Here is a 21,946-nt window from a genome sequence, read left to right on the forward strand (position 1 = left end):
TTTATATGCTTTTTCAAAAAAAATTGAAACTTTCAGGTGAAACATCCGTCTTAGTATATAAGCAACAAGTTGTTGCCCTTGCTCCTATTCTTTGCAAGAGATATTGGTTTAATTTCATGAGAAAGCGGGTATATCTAAAGTGTGAATCAAAAGAACATCCATAAGGAGCAAATAAATGAACTGGTATGAGAAGCTTAGCGAGTATTTTCCTGTTGAAGAAATGAAGTCGAAAAAGCATATGGAAGCATTATTAAGGGAACGAAGCGATATCTACCATAAAGAGGAAGGCAGGCATCACGTCTTGATGTATGCCGAGTTTGATTCCTTTATATTCATCGACTATTTATTCGTTTCAAAAGATGCAAGAGGCCAGGGGCTCGGTTCAAAACTGATAGAGAACCTCAAAAAGAAAAACAAACCGATACTCCTTGAGGTTGAGCCTGTTGATGAAGATGATGCAGATACAGCGAAGCGTCTTGCATTTTATCAAAAGGAAAACTTTAAACATGCTGAGTCAATCGGCTACCGCCGCCGGTCGCTTGCCACCGGCAAAGTCAATAAAATGGAGATACTTTACTGGTCCCCAAAATCGAATACAGAAGAAGAAGTATTTGAAGCGATGAAAAAAACGTACGAAAAAATCCATACATACAAAGATGAAAAATGGTATGGAGAATCGTTTGAAGATGTGGATGAAGTCTTAACAATCATCGACGAAGAAAAACAAAAAAACATTTTCGATGAGTTAAACTAAATGAGAATGAAATCTGTTTTTAAAAAAGAAAAATCGCAGGATTGTCAAAAAATTTCTTTTGTGTACTGTTCACACTTACTTTTTTATAGTATAATATTCTATAAAGATTACTTTTTTAGATTTATTTCAATTTAATAATAAGCTGATTTCATTCTACTTTTCAAGGAGTGAAGAATTATGGTTACATTATATACATCACCAAGCTGTACGTCTTGCAGAAAAGCGCGCGCATGGTTAGAAGAGCACGACATTCCGTTTAAAGAAAGAAATATTTTTTCAGAGCCTTTATCAATTGATGAAATAAAAGAAATCCTTCGGATGACTGAGGATGGAACAGACGAGATCATTTCAACACGTTCTAAAGTGTTCCAAAAGCTGAACGTCAACCTGGAAACAATGCCTCTTCAGGAGCTGTACCAGCTGATCAATGAGCATCCGGGCCTTTTGCGCCGTCCGATCATCATCGACGAAAAACGCTTGCAGGTCGGATACAATGAAGATGAAATCCGTCGTTTCCTTCCGCGTAAAGTCCGTACATTCCAATTGAGAGAAGCGCAGCGCTTGGCAAATTAAAAAAAGAAGGCTGAACGATTCAGCCTTCTTTTTTAATGTTTTTCAATCATCTGTTCATAATAAATGCTGGCCAATATGACAAAAATAACCGCAAGGACCGGAAAAAGCATTTCAAGGGTGCTGTGTCTTGCCATAAAGGATGACAGTTCCTGCTCCCTGACGATCATTTCACCGCCTGTAAATGCCAGCAGCCCGCTTCCGGCGTAAATGAGCAGCGGGAATTTGGAAAGGGCGCCCTGGATGAGTTTGCTCCCCCAGATAATTACAGGCACCGAAACCATCAGACCGACTACGACGAGCATTAAGCGGCCGTGGGATGCACCGGCAACTGCAATGACATTGTCAAGGGACATAAATAGATCGGCGATTACGATAATCCGAATCGCTTTCCATAAAGATGTCCCGCCTTTGACATGCTGTGCGTCCTTTTTTTCAATCAGGAGCTGGTATCCCAAATACAGAAGGAAGATCCCTCCGATAAATTGCAGATAAGGAACCGCAAGCAGATATACCGCTGCCGTTGTCAGTATAATCCTCATGAAAATGGCAATACATGTGCCGATGATGATCGCTTTTTGTCTTTGGACGGGAGGCAGATTCCTGCTTGCCATGGCGATGACAACCGCATTATCGCCGCCGAGAATCAGGTCGATCCCGATGATGACAAGGAGCGGCATCAGTAATTCGTGTTCCATCAACTGGCACCTCGCTTTTGCATTGTGGGCTCATTCACTGTGTTTGTCGTTTGCTGCTTGTACAACTAATATATGAAGCGGATGAAAAATTATGTTAGGCCGTCGTTTGATGCATTTTTATTTCTTTTATGTCTTTTTTATCATAAAATAGAAATGAAAGATTGATCACGCCACAGGGTTAAGAAGTGGACGTAAAGGGTAAAGTGTAGTAAAGTACAATTAATTGGGAGCTTAGTTATCCCTTCAACATCTTACAAAGAAGGGAAGGTTGGCAAATGGAAATCGAAAGAATAAATGAACATACGGTTAAGTTTTATATTTCCTATGGTGATATAGAGGACCGCGGGTTTGACAGAGAAGAAATTTGGTACAATCGAGAACGCAGTGAAGAGCTGTTTTGGGAAATGATGGACGAAGTGCACGAAGAAGAAGAATTTGCCGTAGAAGGCCCCCTTTGGATTCAAGTGCAGGCCCTTGACAAGGGATTGGAAATCATTGTGACGAAAGCTCAGCTTTCCAAAGATGGACAAAAGCTTGAACTGCCGATTCCTGAAGATAAAAAGCAAGACACAGCTGAGGAAACCCTTGACGCATTGCTGGACGATTTTCAAAAGGAAGAACAATCCGAAGAGCAAAAACTTCAGTTCGTCCTGAAATTTGATGATTTTGAGGATGTCATCTCATTATCAAAAATGACCATCAGCGGCTGTCAAACGACGTTATATTCACATGAAAACCGCTATTATTTATTTGTGGATTTCATTGAAATGCCTGATGAAGAGATTGAGAATCAGCTGAGCATTTTGCTTGAATATGCTTCAGAATCGAAGATGACGATTCATATGCTGAAGGAATATGGAAAACTGATTGCGGCTGATCATGCCCTTCATACGATAAACGAACACTTTGCATAAAAAAACCGATTTTACTTTAAAATCGGTTTTTTTGCGTTTTATTGGAGATATTTTCGCCTTCGAATCAGCCGTTTTTCCTGAAAATCACCCGCCATTATTCCGTTTCAAAAGGTTTTGAAGAAAAGGAGCATTGCGCAGATGTGTTGAATAGTTACAGGACAGAAAGGAGAGAATCAATGTGTTCAGCGCAAAGCTTGACGGGGGACGCCTGATTTGTTTGGCTGATGGCTACAAAGCGGATGAACTCAGACAACTGAGAAAGAAACAAAGGTTTTACTGCCCGGTCTGCCATCATGAAGTTGATCTCAAAGTAGGTGACCTAAAGCTTCATCATTTTGCACATAAGCCTGATTCGGCATGCACCGTTTCCCATGAACCGGAAAGCCTTTATCATTTGAAAGGAAAACGCCTTTTATACGAATGGCTCAAGCAGCAGAGGATAAAGGCGGTACTGGAACCGTATTTGCGGCAGATCAGTCAGAGGCCGGATGTGCTTGTGGACGACGGAAAAAGGAAAACAGCGATCGAATTTCAGTGCGCTGCTCTCAGTATGACAGAATATCAAAAAAGAACGTCCGGTTTTCTGAAACAAGGTATTCAGCCGTTTTGGATGATCGGCGGTAATCGGTTCAAACGTTTATCAAACAGCTTTTTTCAGCTTTCAGCCTTCCATTGGCAGTTCTGCGAAGAAAGCGGGATGCCTCCAAGGCTCGTGTTTTTTTGCCCCGAACAAAAAGCCTTCCTCATCCTTGAGCATTTAATCCCGTTTTTGACAAACAAGACATCCGCATCATGCCGTGTGCTTCCGCTTCAGCAAACAGACTTACAAGCTTTATCTTCTATTCAAAAACCATCTCCTTATCAGCTTGAGGGCTGGAAAAGAAATGTCCGCAGCTTCAGAATGAAGCCCCCGCGCTTTTTATCAAAGGATGCCAGACAAATAGCGGCGCTGTTTTATGAAAACTTCCAGATTCCCCTGCCGTTTTTTCCATCAGAAGTATTCCTCCCCGTCGCGTCAGGCTCTATTTTTGTTCAGCCGGTTTATGTGTGGCAAGGCTATCTTTATCTGTTTTTGATGAAGCATTCTTCCTTCCGCCTGAAGTCTGCAGTCCTTTATATGAATCAGCTTGTCAGACACGAAGAGCTGAAGCTGAGGTGGAACAAGCGGGAGAAGGCGGTAAGCGCCGTCACTGAATATATTCGCCTGTTGCATGACAAAGGTTTTTTGACAAAGGAGAACGACATGTATATTCCCGCGCGTCAGGTTTCCCCCGGGCTTCGGCTTGAGGAGCTGTTAAAAAGGGACGCCCGCTATTTTTCCGAATGATCATCAGGCCTTTCGATCAAGCTATAGAAAGGAAGGTGGTGTCTCTGTCTGTTTCCGATCAAAAGATGTGTATTTTGTTTTCTGATTGCTGCATCAAGTATGATTTTTTTCGCAAATGATTTGACAAAAGGCGGTGAAAAAACAGAAGATAAAACCAATACAAGTTTATTGAACATCAATGGACTTGGAGTAAAGAAAGCGAGGGGATTTACAGTGGCTGAAGAAAACCAAACGAAAAAACTGCCTGCAAGAGATGAGGTGAAGCAAGAGGACACGTGGAGACTCGAGGATATCTTTCCATCTGATGAAGCCTGGAATGAGGAATTTCAAGCGGTTAAAGAGCTGCTGCCTAAGCTCTCCGAATTTAAGGGAAGGCTCGGCCATTCCGCCGACGATTTATATGAAGCATTGACATATCAGGACAAGGTCATGGAAAGGCTCGGGAAGCTGTATACTTACGCTCATATGCGCTATGATCAGGATACAGGCAATTCATTTTATCAGGGTCTGAATGATAAAGCCTCCAACCTTTATACACAGGCTGCCAGCGCGACAGCTTATATGGTGCCGGAGATTTTATCGATACAGGAAGACAAGCTTCAGCAGTTCCTTTTAGAAAAAGAGGAACTAAAGCTCTACTCGCATGCGCTTGAAGAAATCAACAAAGAGCGGCCCCACGTGTTGAGCGAACAGGAAGAAGGGCTGCTCGCAGAGGCGTCAGATGTTCTGTCATCTCCGTCCACAACATTCGGCATGCTCAACAACGCCGATATGGAATTTCCGGAAATCACCGATGAGAACGGGGAAAAACGCCAGATCACACACGGAAACTACATCACCTTTTTGGAAAGCGAGAACCGCGACGTCCGCCGCGACGCATTCAAAGCTGTGTATGATACGTACGGCCGCTTTAAAAACACGCTTGCATCAACGCTCAGCGGCGCCATCAAAAAAGATAATTTTTATGCAAAGGTTAAACATTATCAATCGGCCAGGGAAGCGGCCCTGTCGCGCAACAGCATTCCCGAAGAGGTCTATGATAATCTCGTCAGCACGATCAATAAACACCTGCCGCTTCTTCACCGCTATGTTGAGCTCAGAAAAAAAGTGCTCGAACTTGATGAAGTGCACATGTATGACCTCTACACGCCGCTTGTAAAAGATTCCGGCATGAAAGTGACGTACGGGCAGGCGAAAGATTACATGATCAAAGGGCTCGCTCCTTTGGGTGAAGAATATACATCCATCCTCAAAGAGGGGTTAAACAACCGCTGGGTTGATGTATATGAGAACAAAGGAAAACGGAGCGGGGCTTATTCTTCAGGCGCATACGGAACAAATCCGTATATTTTGATGAACTGGCAGGACAACGTTAACAACCTGTTCACGCTTGTCCATGAATTCGGCCATTCCGTCCACAGTTATTATACGAGAAAGCATCAGCCGTATCCGTACGGGAACTACAGCATCTTTGTCGCTGAAGTGGCTTCAACGACAAATGAGGCCCTTCTGGGGGACTATCTGCTGAACACGGTCGATGATGAAAAACAACGCCTTTATATTTTAAACCATATGCTTGAAGGGTTTAAAGGGACGGTTTTCAGACAAACGATGTTTGCCGAATTTGAACATGCGATTCATGTCAAAGCCCAAGAAGGCGAGCCGCTTACACCTGAACTTTTAACGAGCATCTATTATGATTTAAACAAAAAGTACTTCGGAGAAAATATTGAAATTGACAAAGAAATCGGTCTTGAATGGGCGAGAATCCCTCATTTCTACTACAATTATTATGTATATCAATATGCGACAGGCTACAGCGCCGCCCAGGCCTTGAGCCAGCAGATTTTAAAGGAAGGGAAGCCGGCGGTTGACCGCTACATCGACTTCCTGAAAGCCGGAAGCTCTGATTACCCGATTGAAGTGCTCAAAAAAGCGGGAGTCGACATGACGACTTCAGATCCGATCGAAGCTGCATGCAAAAAGTTTGAAGAGCAGCTGAATGAAATGGAAGAGCTCCTGCTAAAAAAATAAAAAAGCTCCCTTATCGGGAACGCCTTTGAGGCTGCCGGCACAACCGGCGGCCTTTTTCTTTAAAAGGAGGCGGGCCTAAAACCCTTTAAATGTCTTGCGGTGATTGAAGCGGCTGATCGTAAAAAGGATCGATACAAACAACAGGGGGGACGTAATATAAAGAGGGAGCATATGCATCCAGCCTAAAATATTCAAAAAGAAAAAAACGACAGTCAATGCTACCCCGAACACAATATGAAGCATAAAAACCCTCCTATGGACTGATAAAATTTTTGAGGTGCGGAAAATAGCTTATAAAGTCGTATGAACCCGCGTTCCACCGCCTTTTTTTACAGACAGACGGCCGGGTTTTTCTGTCCTACTTTCATCATATGATGGGCATCTACCTTTTATGTTTTGTGACAAATATGTGAAAAGTAATAAAATCAGTTGTCAAAACTCGACATGATTTGATATTATAAAGATGTGAAATTGATCACAAACAAACATTTACCCCTTTGTTTGACCGTGAAAAATTTCTCCCATCCCCTTTGTTGTCGTTAAGACATACTAGAAACCGCGCTTATCCCGGCGCGGTTTCTTAATACTTTCAAATAGAACAAATGTTCCTGTGTCATCCATAAAAAAACACGGGAAACCCCGTGTTGTGTTGATTATTGACAGAGCGGTCCGGCATCGGCGTCTTCATTGGCATAACGCCAAAACATGCCGTGCTTGGCTTCAACTCTTTTGACCTTTCCGGAAAAAGCGAGTTTCTTCATTTCACGCTCTACTTGTTCAAGCGTCCAATCATAAACCACGGCGATTTCTTTGTCTGCAACAAATTGAAAGTATTCGACAAATAATTCGAGTGGCGGAGTTTGCGATGGCTTCGGCTCATCTCCAAGCATTTCAAAAAGTACTTCTTCGTATATGTCATATGAATAAAGTCCGGTTACTTTTAAGCCTTCTCCTTCGCGGTGGCTGTTGAAAAAGGTGAGCGTCGGAACGGATGTGACTTCCATTTCGGCGGCGATTTTCATATCGCATTGCAGCGCTTTTACCGCGCTTTGCGAATGAAGGTCTTTTTTGAATTCATTCGAATCGAGCTGCGTACTTTCGGCAATATTGAACAGCACCTGTTCATCGGTAATATCCTGTTTGTTGAGAAACAAACGCTCCTGCATGCTTCGCAAAAACTGCAATCCGGCTTTTCGGCCCTGAAGCTCCGCCGCTTTCAGCGCCAATGAAGCCAAATATGGAGCGGAAAGGGGATTGTCAAACCACAGGCTTCCGTCGCATGACATGCCCGATTTGCTCGCAATCTTTTCCCAGGCTTCTGCGAGGCGGCGCTTTTTGCGTTTCTGAACATTTAGCGCCGTAATGCTGCAGGCGGCGATCATTCGCAATGTGAAAAAACGTCCATAGCGGATTTTCAATTTTTTGATAGCAGGCTCCAAAGCCCAGCATTCCGGGGATAAAGGGTCAACAAACATATAGATTTCCATCGGCTTTTGCGGATGTCCATGGCAATGGGAGAAAAATTGGTCACGCTGATTCAGTGTCAATGCGAACCATCCTCCATTTTAGGCGTGTTTACCATATGCCTGGCTGTTAAAGTCAACCTTTCAAAAAGAAAATCCCTGATATCGCCCTGTAAACCGACATGATCCATTGCCTCATTCATGCATGATAACCAGGCATCCGCCCGTTCCGGTGTAATCGGGAATGGAAGATGCCGGGCTCTCAGCATCGGGTGCCCGTGCTCCTCTGTATAAAGGGGCGGACCGCCTAAATATTGTGTTAAAAATTGCTTTTGTTTTCTCGCTGTTTCCGTTAAATCATCCGGAAATATGGGGGAGAGCAGCGGATGCCGTCCCACTCGTTCATAAAAAGTATCAACAAGTTGCGATAGAAGTTCTTCTCCAATCGCTTCATAAGGTGCGTTAAACGATTGTCCCATGTTGACTACTCCTTTTAAAATGGCTAATAGGAAAAAATGACGGTTCCTATTGCAAAAAATATTTATATTGTGGATCATTTATTATTTCACGATTGTATATATTTATTTTAGCAACCCGGTGCGGATTCTACAAACAAACCGACTTCAGCATTCGCCGGGGAGGCGCTGTTTTTGTTTCAAATATCATATCATATCCGCTTGTTAAATGTGTATTTTTTATATCAGGAGGATAAATTTGGAGGTTTTTATAGGAGAAATAAAAAAACCAGAAAGAAAACCTTTCTGGCTTATGCGTAGTAATTTGCTGTAATCTTTTTTACATAGTTTTGCGTTTCTTTGAATGGAGGAATGCCTCCATACTTTTGAACATTTCCGGGACCGGCGTTGTATGCCGCCAATGCAAGGTGAACATTTCCGCTGTAGCGGTCAAGCATTTGTTTTAAATATTTTGTTCCGGCTTCAATATTTTGAACGGGGTCAAAGGCGTTTGTGACCCCCAGCGCTTTCGCGGTTGAAGGCATCAGCTGCATCAGGCCGATCGCGCCGGCAGGGCTGACCGCCTTCTGCTGATAGCCAGACTCTTGTTTGACTACCGAATGAATCAGTTTTTCATCAACGCCGTACTTTTGAGCGGCTTTTTTGATGATCTCATCAATATTTTTATTTTGTCCGCCAAAAGAAACCGCGCTTGTTCCAGCGGCTGGAGAAACGTCGGCCGCACTAGGCTTGTCAGCCGCCAAAGCTTGGGCCGGCTGCGTCTGTACGGAGGAAATGGCCCCGGTCTGAACGTGCGGAAGATTTCCTGTTCCTGACTGCAAGCCGCCGCCGGAATTCATTACATACTGGTTTAAAATCGAACTGAAATCAAAGCCCGTATCCTCTGAACCGCTGCCAGGCGTTTGATAAAACGACCGTAATGCCTGCAGCTCCAAAAGGGCGGTCAAATTGTTGATGTTCATTATGTTCCCACCTTATATATTTTTCAGTTTTTGCTCGTAAAAACGGACGATTTTGTTTTTTGTATCGCGTTTTGGGATGCCGAATGATTTCAACAGTTTGGCGAAATCAAGTTTACCCTGTTCATAGTCAGCGACTTCAAATTCTATTTCGTAGTCCTCTACCTTTAAGTATCGGCTGCGATCTAAAACAATTAAGCCCTCCGGCCGTTTTTTTTCTGCGCGGTCTGTTACAAGCGTACCGAAATATGCGAGGTTCCCAGGTTCGATGCCGAGATCTTTCAAACGGTCGTACACGGGTCCTGTTGGAATGCAGAATTGTTCGAGATCCGGCGGGGAGGGCAGCTTTTGGTGGGTTTCCGTCAAGCCGACGGGCGCCGGTTCTTTCAGTGTCAACACATGAACATCTTGTTTTTGGCGGATTCTGAGTGCCGCGCCTTTTTCTTTCAACGAAAATTCTTTTGTATCAAAATAATGATTTTGCTGTGTGACAAACTGCTCTGAGGTGAATTGATAGTATGTTGAAATTTGTTCAAATTCTTCTTTTGTCAGCATATTTTTAAATTCTATTTCAAGCTCCTGGCTCATTTTTTGGCTCCTCTCAGCTGCTGAAATCACATTTTCCTTATTATCTCTTGGATATGAACGTTTATCAATATTGAACTTGATGTGATAAAATGAATCTGTACTTTTATTGTAAAGGAGAACATTATGCAGAACAGAATTGAGATTACAGAAGCGGATCTGCAGAATGACCGGCTTGTTTTGACAAGCGATCTAAAGGATGGGGAACAGCGGAAACCGGCCGGACGGATGCTTGCAGACTCTGATCATTTTGCATTTGTATACATACTTGAACAAGGCGATTCTTTCCAATATGTGATGTTAGATGAAAGGATATGGTCCGATATGAAGTCGGCCCTTGATCAGCATATTCCTGTGTTTTTGAATATCGGAGACCGGCAACTGGAGCTTATCGGGCTTCATGATGAGCTTCGATACCTGATAGAAAATATTAAAGATAATGCAAACTATGGCGAAGAAATGGAGGAAAGAGTGAAGCGGGTATTCCTCTAGAAAAAAGGCGATGAAATTGGGGGAAGGTTTATGGATGAAAAACAATGGGAGCGTTTTTTAGCGCCGTACAGGCAGGCTGTTGAAGAACTGAAAGTAAAGCTGAAAGGGATAAGGGCACTTTATGAATACGAGGAGGAGCATTCGCCCATTGAGTTTGTGACCGGGAGGGTGAAGCCCGTGCCGAGTATATTGGAAAAGGCGAAACGGAAAAACATTCCGCTGCATAACATCGAAACGATGCAGGACATTGCTGGGCTCCGGATTATGTGTCAATTTTTTGAGGATATCCAAATCGTCAAGCAGATGCTTTTGGCGAGAAAGGATTTCACTGTCGTGGATACACGCGATTATATCGCGGAGCATAAAGAAAGCGGCTATCGTTCGTATCATCTTGTGATTTTATATCCTCTGCAGACGATAAACGGAGAAAAGCAAATTTTGGTTGAAATTCAAATCCGAACGCTGGCAATGAATTTTTGGGCGACGATTGAGCATTCTTTAAATTATAAATACAGCGGCAACATCCCCGAAAAAGTGAAATTAAGACTGCAAAGGGCTTCAGAAGCAGCTTCAAGACTTGATGAAGAGATGTCTGAGATCAGGGGTGAAATTCATGAAGCACAGGCGGTTTTCTCACGGAAGAAAAAGGACGAGGATGACGGCTAGGGGAAAGGAGAAATCATGATGAAATTTGCGGTATCGTCAAAAGGAAATCCGGTTTCCGATACATTGAAAAGCAGAATTCAAACGTATCTGCTCGACTTCGGCCTTGAGTGTGATGAGGAAGAGCCTGATATCGTCATTTCCGTCGGAGGGGACGGAACGCTTTTGTACGCTTTTCACAAGTACAGCAGCCGTCTCGATAAAACGGCATTTGTCGGGGTTCATACCGGCCACCTCGGCTTTTATGCAGACTGGGTTCCGGACGAGATTGAAAAGCTGGTGATCGCCATTGCCAAAACGCCGTTTCAAATCGTGGAATATCCGGTTCTGGAAGTGATCGTCCGCTACAATGACGGTGCAAAAGAAGCCCGGTACCTGGCCCTTAACGAGTGTACGATCAAAAGCATTGAGGGGACGCTTGTCACCGATGTCGAAATAAAAGGGGAGCTTTTTGAAACATTTCGCGGAGACGGGCTCTGCCTGTCAACTCCTTCGGGAAGCACGGCATATAACAAAGCGCTTGGCGGTGCGATCATACACCCGTCAATCAGGGCGATCCAGCTCGCTGAAATGGCATCGATCAACAACCGGGTGTTTCGGACGGTCGGTTCGCCGCTCATTCTGCCTGAGCACCACACATGTGTGATCAAACCCCTCAATGATGTTCATTTTCAGGTTGCGGTTGATCACTTAACATTGCTGCATAAAGACGTCAAATCGATTCAGTGCCGCGTGGCGAACGAGAATGTCAGATTTGCGCGGTTCCGCCCGTTTCCGTTTTGGAAAAGGGTGCAGGATTCCTTTATCGGCAAGGGAGAGTAGGAAGGTTTACCGTGAATGATTTTACATTGAGACTAACGATTACAGCGCAGGAACATGGCATGCTCCTGAAAGAGTATGTACAGCGAATGGGTATTTCAAAGAGGATGCTTGCAGATATCAAATTCGGAGGCGGAGATCTTCTCGTCAACGGGGAGCATGTCACGGTCAGATATGTTCTTCAGGAAGGAGACGAGCTTGTGATTCTGTTTCCGCCTGAAAAGGTCAGCGAATCTTTGCAGCCGGAAGCGATCCCGCTTGACATCCTGTTTGAAGACGGCCATGTTCTTGTGCTGAATAAAAAGCCTTTTCTTTCATCAATCCCTTCGCGGGAGCATCCGTCAGGAAGCCTTGCGAACGGGCTCATTCACTATTACCGGCAGACGGGCTGCCAGGCGACCGTTCATCTTGTCAGCAGGCTTGATCGCGATACATCAGGGGTGATGCTTGTCGCCAAGCATCGTTTTGCTCATTCCCTTTTGTCCGGCCTGCAAAAAAAGGGGGAAGTCAAACGGCAATACCGCGCCGTCGTTCACGGTTTGATCAGGGAGGAATCCGGAACGATCGACGCCCCGATCGGCAGAAAAGCAACAAGCATTATTGAACGGGCGGTTATTCCGGAAGGCCAAAAGGCGGTAACTCATTTCAAGGTGAACAGCCGCATCGGACAGCTGACAGATGTTTCGCTAAGCCTTGAAACCGGAAGAACCCATCAGATCCGCGTCCACATGAGCCATATCGGACACCCGCTGTGCGGTGATACGCTTTACGGGGGCACGCGGGATGCCATCAAAAGACAGGCGCTTCACAGTGAGAGGCTGACGTTTATTCATCCGCTGACAAGGGAGAAGCTGACGTTTTCTGCGCCGCTTCCGCAGGATATCCAGCAATTATTGGAGAGCTAAAACAGCTCTCTTTTTTTATGGATTAGCGCGAAATCTTGTTTCATCATAAGGCATTGAGGAGGGGACGGACTCAGTTTGCAGTTCGGGAAATCTGAAGGCGGTCAGCCTGTTGCCGAATACGCATCCCGTATCAATATTAATCGTATGGTGAACCATCCGCGGAGCTTTGACCGGTGTATGGCCGTAGACGACCCATGGTTCGCCCCGGTAATGTACGGCCCAGTCCCGTCTGACCGGACGGCCGTCAGGCAGCGTCTCTCCGGTGATATCGCCGTATAGAACAAATTGTTTGATCTTTCCTGATGGCTTCTTTCCGATGTATTCCGCTTTAATCCCGGCATGGGCAACGACAAGCTCGCCCTGATGCAGGATGTCATAAAGCGGCGCCTGTTCATAGAGACGCATGAAAAGCGCTCTGATATGCTCTTGTTTTTGTGGGGAAAGCTGTCTGTATTCGGCAGCTGTCGTTTCCAGCCCGTGCATGAGTTTAACCGGATTTCCTTTGAAGAAGCGGTAGAGCTTGTTGCAATGGTTGCCGGGGACATAGCGGGCCGCTCCTTTTTCTACAGCGGATGCCACAAATTCAATGACGGCAATGGATTTCGGCCCCCTGTCCGTCAGGTCTCCGAGAAAGACAGGCGTTCTGTTCTCGGGATGGACGGGCACACCCGTTTTGAGAGAATAGCCGAGCTTTTCCAGCAATGCTGTCATTTCATCATAACATCCGTGAATATCTCCGATCACATCGTATTTCACGTCTTTCACCTCACATTGGCAGTTGTGTATATGATAACCCTCATTTGCTTTGTTTATTGGACATCATACCTCGTTTATGCGCTTTTTTCACCTTCAAAAATTTCCGGCGGAGAAAATCAGGCATATCACTTTTATTTCTCGGCCAGCATTGTTAAAATCGATTTTTACACTTGTGAGAAAAGAAAAGCCAGCCGCTCTTTTCTTTCAAAATAAGACCTTTTTATCAGAAAAGGGGAACACTATACTACCCGTAAACCGGTTTTTAGGAGGTAACAATTATGGAGCATACATCTGTATCATCTTTAGTCGTCGTACTCATTGTCGCATTTTTGACCCCCATCCTGCTGCATCGATTAAAACTGAGCATGCCTGTCGTTGTGGCGGAGATCATCATGGGTCTTGTTATCGGAAAAAGCGGTTTGAACCTTGTGGCACAACATGATACGTGGCTTGAGACGCTCTCGATGCTCGGATTTATATTCTTGATGTTTTTAAGCGGTTTGGAAATCGATTTTTCTGTATTTGAAAGGGGAAAGAAAAAGCAGGTTCTCCAAAACGGAAAAGCGGCGCCAAATACCTTTAAAACGGCTGCTATTATCTTTGCCGGGATTTTTATTTTGTCGCTCGGGCTTTCTTACAGCTTTGTACTGGCGGGCTTTATTGACAATGCCTTTTTAATGACGCTGATCATTTCAACGATTTCGCTCGGGGTCGTCGTTCCGACCTTGAAGGAAGATCGTCTGATGAAGACGAACATCGGCCAGATTATTCTTCTTGTAGCGGTGATTGCCGATCTTGTAACAATGATTCTGTTGGCGGTCTTTGCCTCGATATATGGAGACGAAAGCAGCAATATGTGGCTGTTGATCATATTGTTTGCCGCAGGTGTCGTTCTTTATCTTTTCGGGAGAGTGTTTAAAAACCGCTCGTTTATTGAAGTCATGTCAAAAGGAACGATTCAAATCGGCACAAGGGCGATTTTTACCTTGATCATCGTGCTTGTGGCGCTTTCGGAATCGCTGGGCGCGGAAAATATCCTCGGCGCATTTCTGGCCGGTGTTCTCGTGTCACTGCTTTCTCCGAATAAAGAACTGGTCCAGCAGCTTGATTCATTCGGCTACGGCTTTTTGATTCCGATCTTTTTCGTGATGACGGGAGTCAAGCTTGACATTTGGTCATTATTTGAAAACCCGAAAATATTAATCATGATCCCGCTGTTATTTGTGGCGCTTTTGATCAGCAAGGTCGTTCCCGGGCTGTTTTTGAAGAAGTGGTATGATACAAAAACCGTGCTGGCTTCAGGATTTTTGCTGACGTCAACATTGTCTCTCGTTATTGCCGCGACTACGATCGGCGAACGGATCGGTGTCATAGACGCGCAAATGTCGGGCGCGCTTATTCTTGTGGCCGTGATCACCAGCATCATTACCCCGATCGGCTTCAAAAAGTTAATGCCGAAAGCGCAAAAGGACAAAGAGCAAAAAACGATCACCTTTATCGGCGCCAACCAAATGACGCTGCCGGTTACACTTGAGCTTTCTCCTGAAGAATACCATGTCAGAATTCTGCATGTGCATCAGGAAAAGAAAGAGGAAAAACTGTCAGAGTCCGTTTTTGATGTGGAGGTTTTGCCTGACTATGAGTTCGGAACACTTGAATCATACGGCGTTTTTGAGACGGACATTCTTGTTGTAGCGACGGGCAATGAAGAGCGGAATACCGGAATCGCGCTGTTTGCCAAAGAGCAAAACGTCGAAAGAATCATTGCGAGCGCTGGTTCGCCTGCAGCCGAGTCCGAATTGAAAGAAAACGGAATTGATACATTCTCCATCCTGTTATCAACGAAAACAATGCTTCGCGCACTAATTGAGGCTCCGGGTGTCATGAAGCTTTTGGCGAATCAGGATGCATCATTGTACCAGATCAATATGAACAATGAGAGGTTTGACGGAGTGCTGCTAAGGGAGTTCCCGTTTACGGGGGATGTCATTTTCGTCCGGATTTTCCGGGATGTTGACAGCCTGGTTCCCCACGGCGATACAAGGCTGCAAATGGGTGACAGGCTGATCGCCACGGGTTCGCGCGAATATATCGCGGAATTGAAAAAAACGCTTGAAGACTGATGCTTGACCATTTTCTATTTCGTGTTAAGATAAAAGTATAACTGAATGAAAAAGAAATGTTTTCCACTAGGGGAGTCCTTGATAAGGGCTGAGATAAAAGTGTGACTTTTAGACCCTCATAACCTGAACAGGTTCAAACCTGCGTAGGGAAGTGGCAAGGTATTTGATATGGTTGTTATATGCAAATTCCAAACCACTTTTCCTGCGGGGAAAGTGGTTTTTTCATTTTCTGAATTGAAGGAGGAGCCTCGAAATGAAGTTTTCAGAAGAATGCCGGAAAAGCGCTGCAGAATGGTGGGAGGGCAGCTTTGTCCATCCGTTTATCCAAGGAATTGGAGACGGCTCTTTGCCGGTCGACTGCTTTAAATACTATGTTCTCCAGGATTCCTATTATTTGACCCATTTTGCCAAGGTTCAATCCTTCGCCGCGGCGTATGCGGATGATCTGTATACAACGAGCCGGATGGCGGAGCATGCAAACGGAACTTATGAAGCAGAGCTTTCCCTGCACAGAAAATTCACCGAATTATTGGGGATTACGGAAGAGGAAAAGAATGCGTTCAAGCCGTCGCCCACTGCATATGCGTATACATCCCACATGTATCGTTCTGTGATGAGCGGGAATTTTGCGGAAATACTCGCCGCTTTGCTTCCTTGTTACTGGCTTTACTATGATGTCGGGGAAACGCTGAAAACGTGCAGCCCTGAGAATGACATTTACAAGGAGTGGATTGCGACATACGGAGGAGACTGGTTCAAAGAACTGGTGATCGAACAGGTCAATCGTTTTGACGAACTGGCTGAAAAAAGCACTGCCGGCATCCGTGCGAAAATGAAGGAAAACTTCGTCATTTCAAGCTATTATGAATACCAATTTTGGAATATGGCGCATAAAAAAGAGGGCTGGTCAAAAGGCGGGGTGGAACAGCTTGAGACTTCACGCGATCACCGATAACCGGCACACTTTGGAGGAGCTTGCAGCCAGCATCATATCGATAAAGGACATAGCCGACTTCATCCATATCAGAGAGAGGTCAAAAACGGTCCATGAATTGTCTGAATTAATTGAACGCCTGCTGGCAGGCGGAGTCGATAAACGGAAGCTCATCATCAATGACAGGGTGGATGTCGCCTTGTTTCACAATATACACCGCGTCCAGCTGCCTTCCCACGGTTTTTCGGTTAAATGTGTAAGAAATCGTTTCCCGCATTTGAAAATCGGAAAGTCCGTACACTCTGTTGAAGAGGCGGTGCAGGCTGAGAAAGAAGGAGCGGATTACGTACTGTTCGGCCATATTTTTCAAACAGACAGCAAAAAGGGGCTGTCAGAGAGGGGAACCGGCAGCCTGAAGGAGATCAAAAAAGCTGTCGCCATCCCCGTCATTGCCATCGGGGGAATAACCGAACATCGCCTTCCAGAGGTAAAGCAGGCCAACCCTGACGGCATCGCCGTGATGTCCGGGATTTTTTCAAAAGACCGGCCTGCTGAAGCGGCTGAACGACTTGCATGTCTTGTGAAGGGAGATCTATATGAAAAAGCGCTATGAAACGATCATCATCGGCGGAGGAATCATCGGTGCGTCGATTGCCTATCATCTTGCGAAAGCGGGAAAACAAACAGCGGTGTTTGAAAGCGGAGAAATCGGGAAGAAAGCGACCCGGGCGGCTGCCGGAATGCTCGGCGCCCATGCCGAATGCGATAAACCGGGCACATTTTTCGAGTTTGCGAGAGCCAGCCAGTCGGCGTATAAGCGGCTGGCCCCTGAATTGAAAAAAATAAGCGGCATCGACATCAACCGGCATGACGGGGGAATATTAAAACTCGCCTTTACTGAAAGCGACCGGGTGCGTCTTGCGGCAATGGCTGAGCTCGATTCGGCTGAATGGCTGACGGCCGAAGAAGTATTTGAAAAAGAGCCGCATGCCGCCAAAGGAATCATCGGCGCGAATTTTATCCGGGATGATGTTCATGTTGAGCCTCTTTCTGTTTGCAGGGCTTTCGCCAAAGGGGCAAAGCTGTTTGGCGCGGATATCTTTGAGCATGCCCCTGTTTTATCAGTCGAAGCGGCATCAGGGGGCGGAGTGCGCATAATGACGGCTTCAGGCGCCGTTGAGGCGGAGCACGCGGCAATCGCAAGCGGTGTGTGGAGCGGCGTCTTTTTTAAGCAGCTCGGTTTAAACAAAAGCTTTTATCCGGTAAAAGGCGAGTGTCTGTCTGTTTGGAATGACACCATTCCTTTAACAAGAACGCTTTACCATGATCATTGCTACATTGTTCCGCGCCGCAGCGGAAAGCTTGTCATCGGCGCCACAATGAAACACGGAGACTGGAATGACAAGCCTGACCTGAACGGAATCGAAGCGGTGGTCAAAAAGGCGAAAATGATGCTGCCCGAGATCGGCGGCATGAAAATCGATCAATGCTGGGCCGGGTTAAGGCCTGAAACAGAGGACGGCAATCCGTATATTGGCCGGCACCCTGAAAATGGCAGCGTTTTGTTTGCGGCGGGCCATTTCAGAAACGGCATCCTCCTGGCGCCAGCAACCGGTGAGATGATCACGGATATGATTGTGGGCCGGCCGGTCAATCCGGCCTGGGAAGAAGCGTTCAAAGTGGAGCGGAAGGAGGCTGTGCATAAGTGATTATTCAGCTGAATGGACGGAAAATAGACTGGAAGAATGACGGGGGAACGATTTATGACCTGCTCGCTTCTTATCAGCTGGAAAATCGGGTTGTCGTCGTAGAGAGAAACAGACAAATTATAGGGAAAGAAACATATCAAGAAATCAAACTGGAAGAAAACGATGTCATCGAAATCGTTCATTTTGTCGGAGGGGGATAAACATGTTAAAAATCGCTGATCAACAGTTTTCATCAAGGTTATTGCTTGGAACAGGAAAGTACCCGTCATTTGAGATTCAAAAAGAGGCGGTGCGCGTATCAGAGTCGGAGATTCTCACGTTTGCCGTCAGACGGATGAATATTTTTGAAGAATCACAGCCCAATTTTCTCGAACAGCTTGATTTAAGCCGCTATACACTGCTGCCGAATACGGCCGGCGCAAAAACGGCTGAGGAAGCGGTGCGCATTGCAAAGCTGGCAAAAGCATCCGGGCTTTGCGACATGATTAAAGTGGAAGTGATCGGCTGCGACCGTTCGCTTCTGCCCGATCCCGTAGAAACATTAAAAGCATCAGAGGCGCTGCTTGAAGAAGGCTTTATCGTGCTTCCGTATACATCGGATGACGTCGTGCTGGCAAAAAAACTTCAAGAGCTTGGCGTGCATGCGATTATGCCGGGAGCATCTCCGATCGGCTCCGGACAGGGGATTATCAATCCTCTCAATCTTTCATTTATCATCGAGCAGGCTGAAGTTCCGGTGATCGTCGACGCCGGTATCGGCTCTCCTAAAGACGCGGCATACGCAATGGAGCTTGGGGCCGACGGCGTTCTTTTGAACACGGCGGTGGCAGGTGCAAAAGACCCCGTGAAAATGGCGCTTGCCATGAAGCTTGCCGTCGAGTCCGGGAGACTTGGATACCTTGCGGGAAGAATTCCTGAAAAAGACTATGGCATCGCTTCAAGCCCTGAAGAAGGGATGCTGACGACTTGAACGGCAGGTATTCAAGGCAGGAGCTGTTCCGGCCGATCGGTCCTGACGGCCAAAAAAAATTGCAGGGCGCCCATGTGCTGATCATCGGAGCGGGAGCCCTTGGGTCGGCGAGCGCTGAAATGCTTGTAAGAGCCGGAGTCGGTTCGCTTACAATCGTTGACAGGGATTATGTCGAATGGAGCAATCTTCAGCGCCAGCAGCTCTATACGGAACAGGATGTCAAAGACCAAATGCCGAAGGCGGCCGCAGCTGAAAACAGGCTTCGCCTGATCAACGGCTCTGTCCGGGTTAACGGCATCGTCACCGATGTCACGGCGGAAAAAGCGCTCAGCCTTGCAGAAGGCGCATCATTGATCATTGATGCCACAGATAACTTTGAGACCCGGCTCGTGGTAAACGATGCGGCCGTCAAATCGGGCATCCCGTTTTTATATGGAGCGTGTGTGGCAAGCTACGGGATTGCGTATACAGTCATCCCGGGCAAGACGCCGTGCCTGCATTGTCTTTTGGGATACCTGCCGGCGAACACGATGACGTGCGATACATCCGGCGTCATCAGCCCGATCGTCCAGCAGGTCGCCGCTTATCAAGTGACAGATGCGCTTAAGCTCTTGACAGGGCATGAACCATCCGGAATGCTCCGCTCATTTGATATATGGACAAATGAAAGGTCCGAGGTTCGAGCGGACGCTCTTAAAGATCAAGCATGTCCGACGTGCGGTACCCGTGAATTTCCGTTTCTTTCACCGGAAAATGAAACAAAAGCGGCTGTGCTTTGCGGGCGGCAAACGGTTCAGATCAGACCTGCCGCAAAACAGCCGCCCGGACTGGAGGAGCTGGCCGTCCGCCTAAGAAAAGCGGGCTTGGAAGTAACGGGAAATCCATATCTTGTGTCAGGCAGGGCTGAAGACTTCAAATTCGTCATTTTCCGGGATGGCAGGGCTTTTATTCATGGGACAAATGACATCAACCGGGCAAAAACGATATATCACAGATGGATTGGCTAAAGGCCTAAAAGGAGTGCAGACAACATGAGCATATGTAAAGCGTTGACAATCGCCGGATCTGATTCGGGGGGAGGCGCGGGGATACAAGCTGACCTCAAAACATTTCAGGAGCTTGGTGTGTACGGCATGTCGGCTTTGACGGCGGTAACCGCGCAAAATACACAAGGTGTGCACGGCGTTTTTTCGCTGTCTCCGGAAGCGCTTGGCCAACAGATTGAAGCCGTCGCCGAAGATTTGCGGCCTGACGCCATTAAAACGGGAATGCTTTGGAACGCGGAGATGATTGAAGCCATTGTAAAACAGCTTGAAAAACACGATTTGAGGAATGTGATTGTCGATCCCGTCATGATTGCCAAAGGCGGGGCATCGCTGTTAAATAATGAAGCCGTTGAAACGCTGAAACAGCGGCTGCTGCCAAGGGCTTTTGCGGCGACGCCGAATATCCCTGAGGCTGAGGTGCTGACAGGCAGAAGCATCAAAACGATGGAAGACCGAAAAGAGGCGGCCCGCGATTTGTATAAAATGGGCGTCCGCTATCCGATTATAAAAGGAGGGCATCAGCCGCAGCAGAAAAAAGTGACCGACCTGCTTTTTGACGGAGAGGCCTTCATTGAAATAACAAATCCTTTTATTGAGACAAAAAATACGCATGGAACAGGCTGTACGTTTTCAGCTGCCCTGGCAGCGGAAATCGCCAAAGGAAGCGGCATTCATGAAGCTTTTGAAACCGCAGAATCGTTTGTGCACGAAGCGGTGGCCCACAGCCTTGATATCGGATCCGGACACGGGCCGACCAATCATTTTGCATATCAAAAATCGCTGCAGGGAGGGAGTCGGCTCTAGCTGATCCTTCCTTTGCAACGGCGGGCGGGTTTTGCAGCGGAACGCCCGCTTTTTTTGATAAAAAGTCTCTCATGGCGATTATGAAATTGTCAGCCTGACACAGTTTGTGATACTATATATTATGATCAGGTACTAATAAAATGTTAATCATTAGGAGGATTTATACATATGAACGTATCACTAGAAGGCCGCAATATTGTCGTCATGGGTGTTGCGAATAAACGAAGCATCGCTTGGGGAATTGCCCGTTCCCTTCACAATGCCGGTGCAAGGCTGATTTTTACATATGCCGGTGAGAGGCTTGAAAAATCGGTTAAGGAATTGGCTGATTCTTTGGAGCGCAATGATTCGATTGTTCTGCCATGCGATGTTACAAACGATCAGGAAATTGAAAAGTGCTTTGCCAAAATCAAAGACGAAGTCCAAGTGATCCATGGGATTGCCCATTGCATCGCCTTTGCGAACAAAGAAGAGCTCGCAGGAGAATATTTGAACACGAATCGCGAAGGCTTCCTTCTCGCCCATAATATCAGCTCTTACTCGCTGACGGCGGTTGCCAAAGCTGCGCGCGGCATTATGACTGAAGGCGGAAGCATTGTCACGCTTACATATCTTGGAGGAGAGCGCGTCGTTGCAAACTACAACGTCATGGGCGTCGCAAAAGCCTCCCTTGATGCCAGCGTGAAATATTTGGCAAACGATCTCGGAAAAGAAGGAATCCGTGTCAACAGTATTTCTGCCGGACCGATCCGCACGCTGTCCGCAAAAGGAATCAGCGATTTTAATACGATCCTGAAAGAAATCGAGGAGCGCGCTCCGCTTCGCCGTACAACAACACCTGAGGAAGTCGGCGACACAGCCTTATTCTTATTCAGCGATCTTTCCCGCGGAATGACAGGCGAAAACCTGCATGTTGATTCCGGCTACCATATTATCGCCCGATAA

The 21,946-nt window shown here is 46.3% G+C and carries 25 protein-coding genes, 1 pseudogene and 1 riboswitch; of the genes and pseudogenes, 19 read left to right on the forward strand and 7 right to left on the reverse strand.

The genetic code is table 11. From position 1 onward, the window contains the following. The first annotated feature begins 175 nt into the window (after positions 1-175). Together R5H20_RS06765 and spxA are read left to right on the forward strand one after the other, a co-directional pair. Complete coding sequence (locus R5H20_RS06765) at positions 176-754, forward strand: GNAT family N-acetyltransferase (protein ID WP_006636837.1); 579 nt, start codon at positions 176-178, stop codon at positions 752-754. A 177-nt stretch (positions 755-931) separates the two neighbouring features. After that, positions 932-1,327, forward strand: coding sequence for a transcriptional regulator SpxA (spxA, locus tag R5H20_RS06770; RefSeq protein WP_006636838.1), 396 nt, complete (start codon positions 932-934; stop codon positions 1,325-1,327). 32 nt (positions 1,328-1,359) lie between these two features. On the opposite strand, the gene R5H20_RS06775 is transcribed toward spxA, so the two are convergent. Further along, positions 1,360-2,022: a TerC family protein gene (locus R5H20_RS06775; protein WP_006636839.1), complete on the reverse strand. Its 663-nt coding sequence runs from the start codon at positions 2,020-2,022 to the stop codon at positions 1,360-1,362. Positions 2,023-2,190: 168 nt separating this feature from the next. Here R5H20_RS06775 and R5H20_RS06780 point away from each other — a divergent pair. From R5H20_RS06780 to pepF, 4 genes and pseudogenes are all read left to right on the forward strand, one after another. Then, a pseudogene (locus tag R5H20_RS06780) lies at positions 2,191-2,316 on the forward strand (hypothetical protein); the annotation flags it as partial. Further along, positions 2,298-2,936, forward strand: a complete 639-nt coding sequence (gene mecA, locus R5H20_RS06785) for an adaptor protein MecA (protein WP_006636840.1) — start codon at positions 2,298-2,300, stop codon at positions 2,934-2,936. The pseudogene R5H20_RS06780 and the gene mecA, both read left to right, overlap by 19 nt. 178 nt (positions 2,937-3,114) lie before the next feature. Next, positions 3,115-4,263 (forward strand): competence protein CoiA family protein, encoded by a 1,149-nt coding sequence (locus R5H20_RS06790; RefSeq protein ID WP_006636841.1) that lies wholly within the window; start codon positions 3,115-3,117, stop codon positions 4,261-4,263. A 213-nt stretch (positions 4,264-4,476) separates the two neighbouring features. After that, complete coding sequence (gene pepF / locus R5H20_RS06795) at positions 4,477-6,297, forward strand: oligoendopeptidase F (protein ID WP_006636842.1); 1,821 nt, start codon at positions 4,477-4,479, stop codon at positions 6,295-6,297. 75 nt (positions 6,298-6,372) lie between these two features. Here pepF and R5H20_RS06800 read toward each other — a convergent pair whose 3' ends face one another. The 5 genes from R5H20_RS06800 to R5H20_RS06820 all read right to left on the reverse strand — a co-directional run bounded on the left by R5H20_RS06800 (position 6,373) and on the right by R5H20_RS06820 (position 9,783). Then, positions 6,373-6,540 carry a hypothetical protein gene (locus R5H20_RS06800; RefSeq protein ID WP_006636843.1) on the reverse strand — a complete coding sequence of 56 codons (168 nt, stop codon included), beginning with the start codon at positions 6,538-6,540 and terminating at the stop codon, positions 6,373-6,375. Positions 6,541-6,950: 410 nt separating this feature from the next. Beyond that, positions 6,951-7,784 (reverse strand): protease adaptor protein SpxH, encoded by an 834-nt coding sequence (spxH, locus tag R5H20_RS06805; protein ID WP_373870167.1) that lies wholly within the window; start codon positions 7,782-7,784, stop codon positions 6,951-6,953. A 56-nt stretch (positions 7,785-7,840) separates the two neighbouring features. Next, positions 7,841-8,239 (reverse strand): globin domain-containing protein, encoded by a 399-nt coding sequence (locus R5H20_RS06810; protein WP_006636845.1) that lies wholly within the window; start codon positions 8,237-8,239, stop codon positions 7,841-7,843. Between the two features lie 287 nt (positions 8,240-8,526). After that, a complete protein-coding gene (locus R5H20_RS06815) occupies positions 8,527-9,198 on the reverse strand; it encodes a lytic transglycosylase domain-containing protein (protein ID WP_006636846.1) in 672 nt (223 codons plus the stop codon). Between the two features lie 12 nt (positions 9,199-9,210). Further along, positions 9,211-9,783 carry a CYTH domain-containing protein gene (locus tag R5H20_RS06820; RefSeq protein WP_006636847.1) on the reverse strand — a complete coding sequence of 191 codons (573 nt, stop codon included), beginning with the start codon at positions 9,781-9,783 and terminating at the stop codon, positions 9,211-9,213. Between the two features lie 123 nt (positions 9,784-9,906). Here R5H20_RS06820 and R5H20_RS06825 point away from each other — a divergent pair, with 123 nt between their 5' ends. From R5H20_RS06825 to R5H20_RS06840, 4 genes are read left to right on the forward strand one after another with little or no spacing between them, the layout of a single operon-like run. Continuing rightward, the gene (locus R5H20_RS06825; RefSeq protein ID WP_006636848.1) at positions 9,907-10,272 is read left to right on the forward strand and encodes a UPF0738 family protein; all 366 of its coding nucleotides are present in this window, start codon (positions 9,907-9,909) and stop codon (positions 10,270-10,272) included. Positions 10,273-10,302: 30 nt separating this feature from the next. Continuing rightward, on the forward strand, positions 10,303-10,938 hold the full coding sequence (locus tag R5H20_RS06830; RefSeq protein WP_006636849.1) for a GTP diphosphokinase: 636 nt from the start codon (positions 10,303-10,305) through the stop codon (positions 10,936-10,938). An 18-nt stretch (positions 10,939-10,956) separates the two neighbouring features. Then, positions 10,957-11,757, forward strand: coding sequence for an NAD kinase (locus R5H20_RS06835; protein ID WP_006636850.1), 801 nt, complete (start codon positions 10,957-10,959; stop codon positions 11,755-11,757). A gap of 59 nt (positions 11,758-11,816) precedes the next feature. Continuing rightward, positions 11,817-12,659: an RluA family pseudouridine synthase gene (locus R5H20_RS06840; RefSeq protein WP_206702871.1), complete on the forward strand. Its 843-nt coding sequence runs from the start codon at positions 11,817-11,819 to the stop codon at positions 12,657-12,659. Between the two features lie 15 nt (positions 12,660-12,674). Here the strand turns inward: R5H20_RS06840 and prpE are convergent, their stop codons facing one another. Then, positions 12,675-13,415: a bis(5'-nucleosyl)-tetraphosphatase PrpE gene (gene prpE, locus R5H20_RS06845; protein WP_006636852.1), complete on the reverse strand. Its 741-nt coding sequence runs from the start codon at positions 13,413-13,415 to the stop codon at positions 12,675-12,677. A gap of 278 nt (positions 13,416-13,693) precedes the next feature. On the opposite strand from prpE, the gene R5H20_RS06850 reads away from it, so the two are divergent. The 9 genes from R5H20_RS06850 (at position 13,694) to fabI (ending at position 21,946) form a co-directional block, all read left to right on the forward strand. Next, positions 13,694-15,538, forward strand: a complete 1,845-nt coding sequence (locus R5H20_RS06850) for a monovalent cation:proton antiporter family protein (protein WP_006636853.1) — start codon at positions 13,694-13,696, stop codon at positions 15,536-15,538. Between the two features lie 58 nt (positions 15,539-15,596). Further along, a riboswitch (TPP riboswitch) is annotated at positions 15,597-15,705 on the forward strand. An 86-nt stretch (positions 15,706-15,791) separates the two neighbouring features. Next, positions 15,792-16,493, forward strand: coding sequence for a thiaminase II (gene tenA / locus R5H20_RS06855; RefSeq protein WP_006636854.1), 702 nt, complete (start codon positions 15,792-15,794; stop codon positions 16,491-16,493). Then, positions 16,468-17,085, forward strand: a complete 618-nt coding sequence (gene tenI, locus R5H20_RS06860; protein WP_006636855.1) for a thiazole tautomerase TenI — start codon at positions 16,468-16,470, stop codon at positions 17,083-17,085. Before tenA ends, tenI begins: the two co-directional genes overlap by 26 nt. Further along, entirely contained in the window at positions 17,069-18,181 is a 1,113-nt protein-coding gene (gene thiO / locus R5H20_RS06865; protein WP_006636856.1) for a glycine oxidase ThiO, read from the forward strand. The genes tenI and thiO overlap by 17 nt, the downstream gene beginning before the upstream one ends. Continuing rightward, positions 18,178-18,381, forward strand: a complete 204-nt coding sequence (thiS, locus tag R5H20_RS06870; RefSeq protein WP_006636857.1) for a sulfur carrier protein ThiS — start codon at positions 18,178-18,180, stop codon at positions 18,379-18,381. The genes thiO and thiS overlap by 4 nt, the downstream gene beginning before the upstream one ends. Positions 18,382-18,383: 2 nt before the next feature. Then, entirely contained in the window at positions 18,384-19,151 is a 768-nt protein-coding gene (locus R5H20_RS06875; protein WP_006636858.1) for a thiazole synthase, read from the forward strand. Beyond that, positions 19,148-20,158: a thiazole biosynthesis adenylyltransferase ThiF gene (locus R5H20_RS06880; RefSeq protein ID WP_006636859.1), complete on the forward strand. Its 1,011-nt coding sequence runs from the start codon at positions 19,148-19,150 to the stop codon at positions 20,156-20,158. The genes R5H20_RS06875 and R5H20_RS06880 overlap by 4 nt, the downstream gene beginning before the upstream one ends. A 24-nt stretch (positions 20,159-20,182) precedes the next feature. Further along, entirely contained in the window at positions 20,183-21,001 is an 819-nt protein-coding gene (gene thiD, locus R5H20_RS06885; protein WP_006636860.1) for a bifunctional hydroxymethylpyrimidine kinase/phosphomethylpyrimidine kinase, read from the forward strand. A gap of 168 nt (positions 21,002-21,169) precedes the next feature. Next, positions 21,170-21,946: an enoyl-ACP reductase FabI gene (fabI, locus tag R5H20_RS06890; protein WP_006636861.1), complete on the forward strand. Its 777-nt coding sequence runs from the start codon at positions 21,170-21,172 to the stop codon at positions 21,944-21,946.

It is taken from the genome of Bacillus sp. KICET-3, assembly GCF_033261025.1.
Lineage (GTDB): Bacteria > Bacillota > Bacilli > Bacillales > Bacillaceae > Bacillus > Bacillus sonorensis.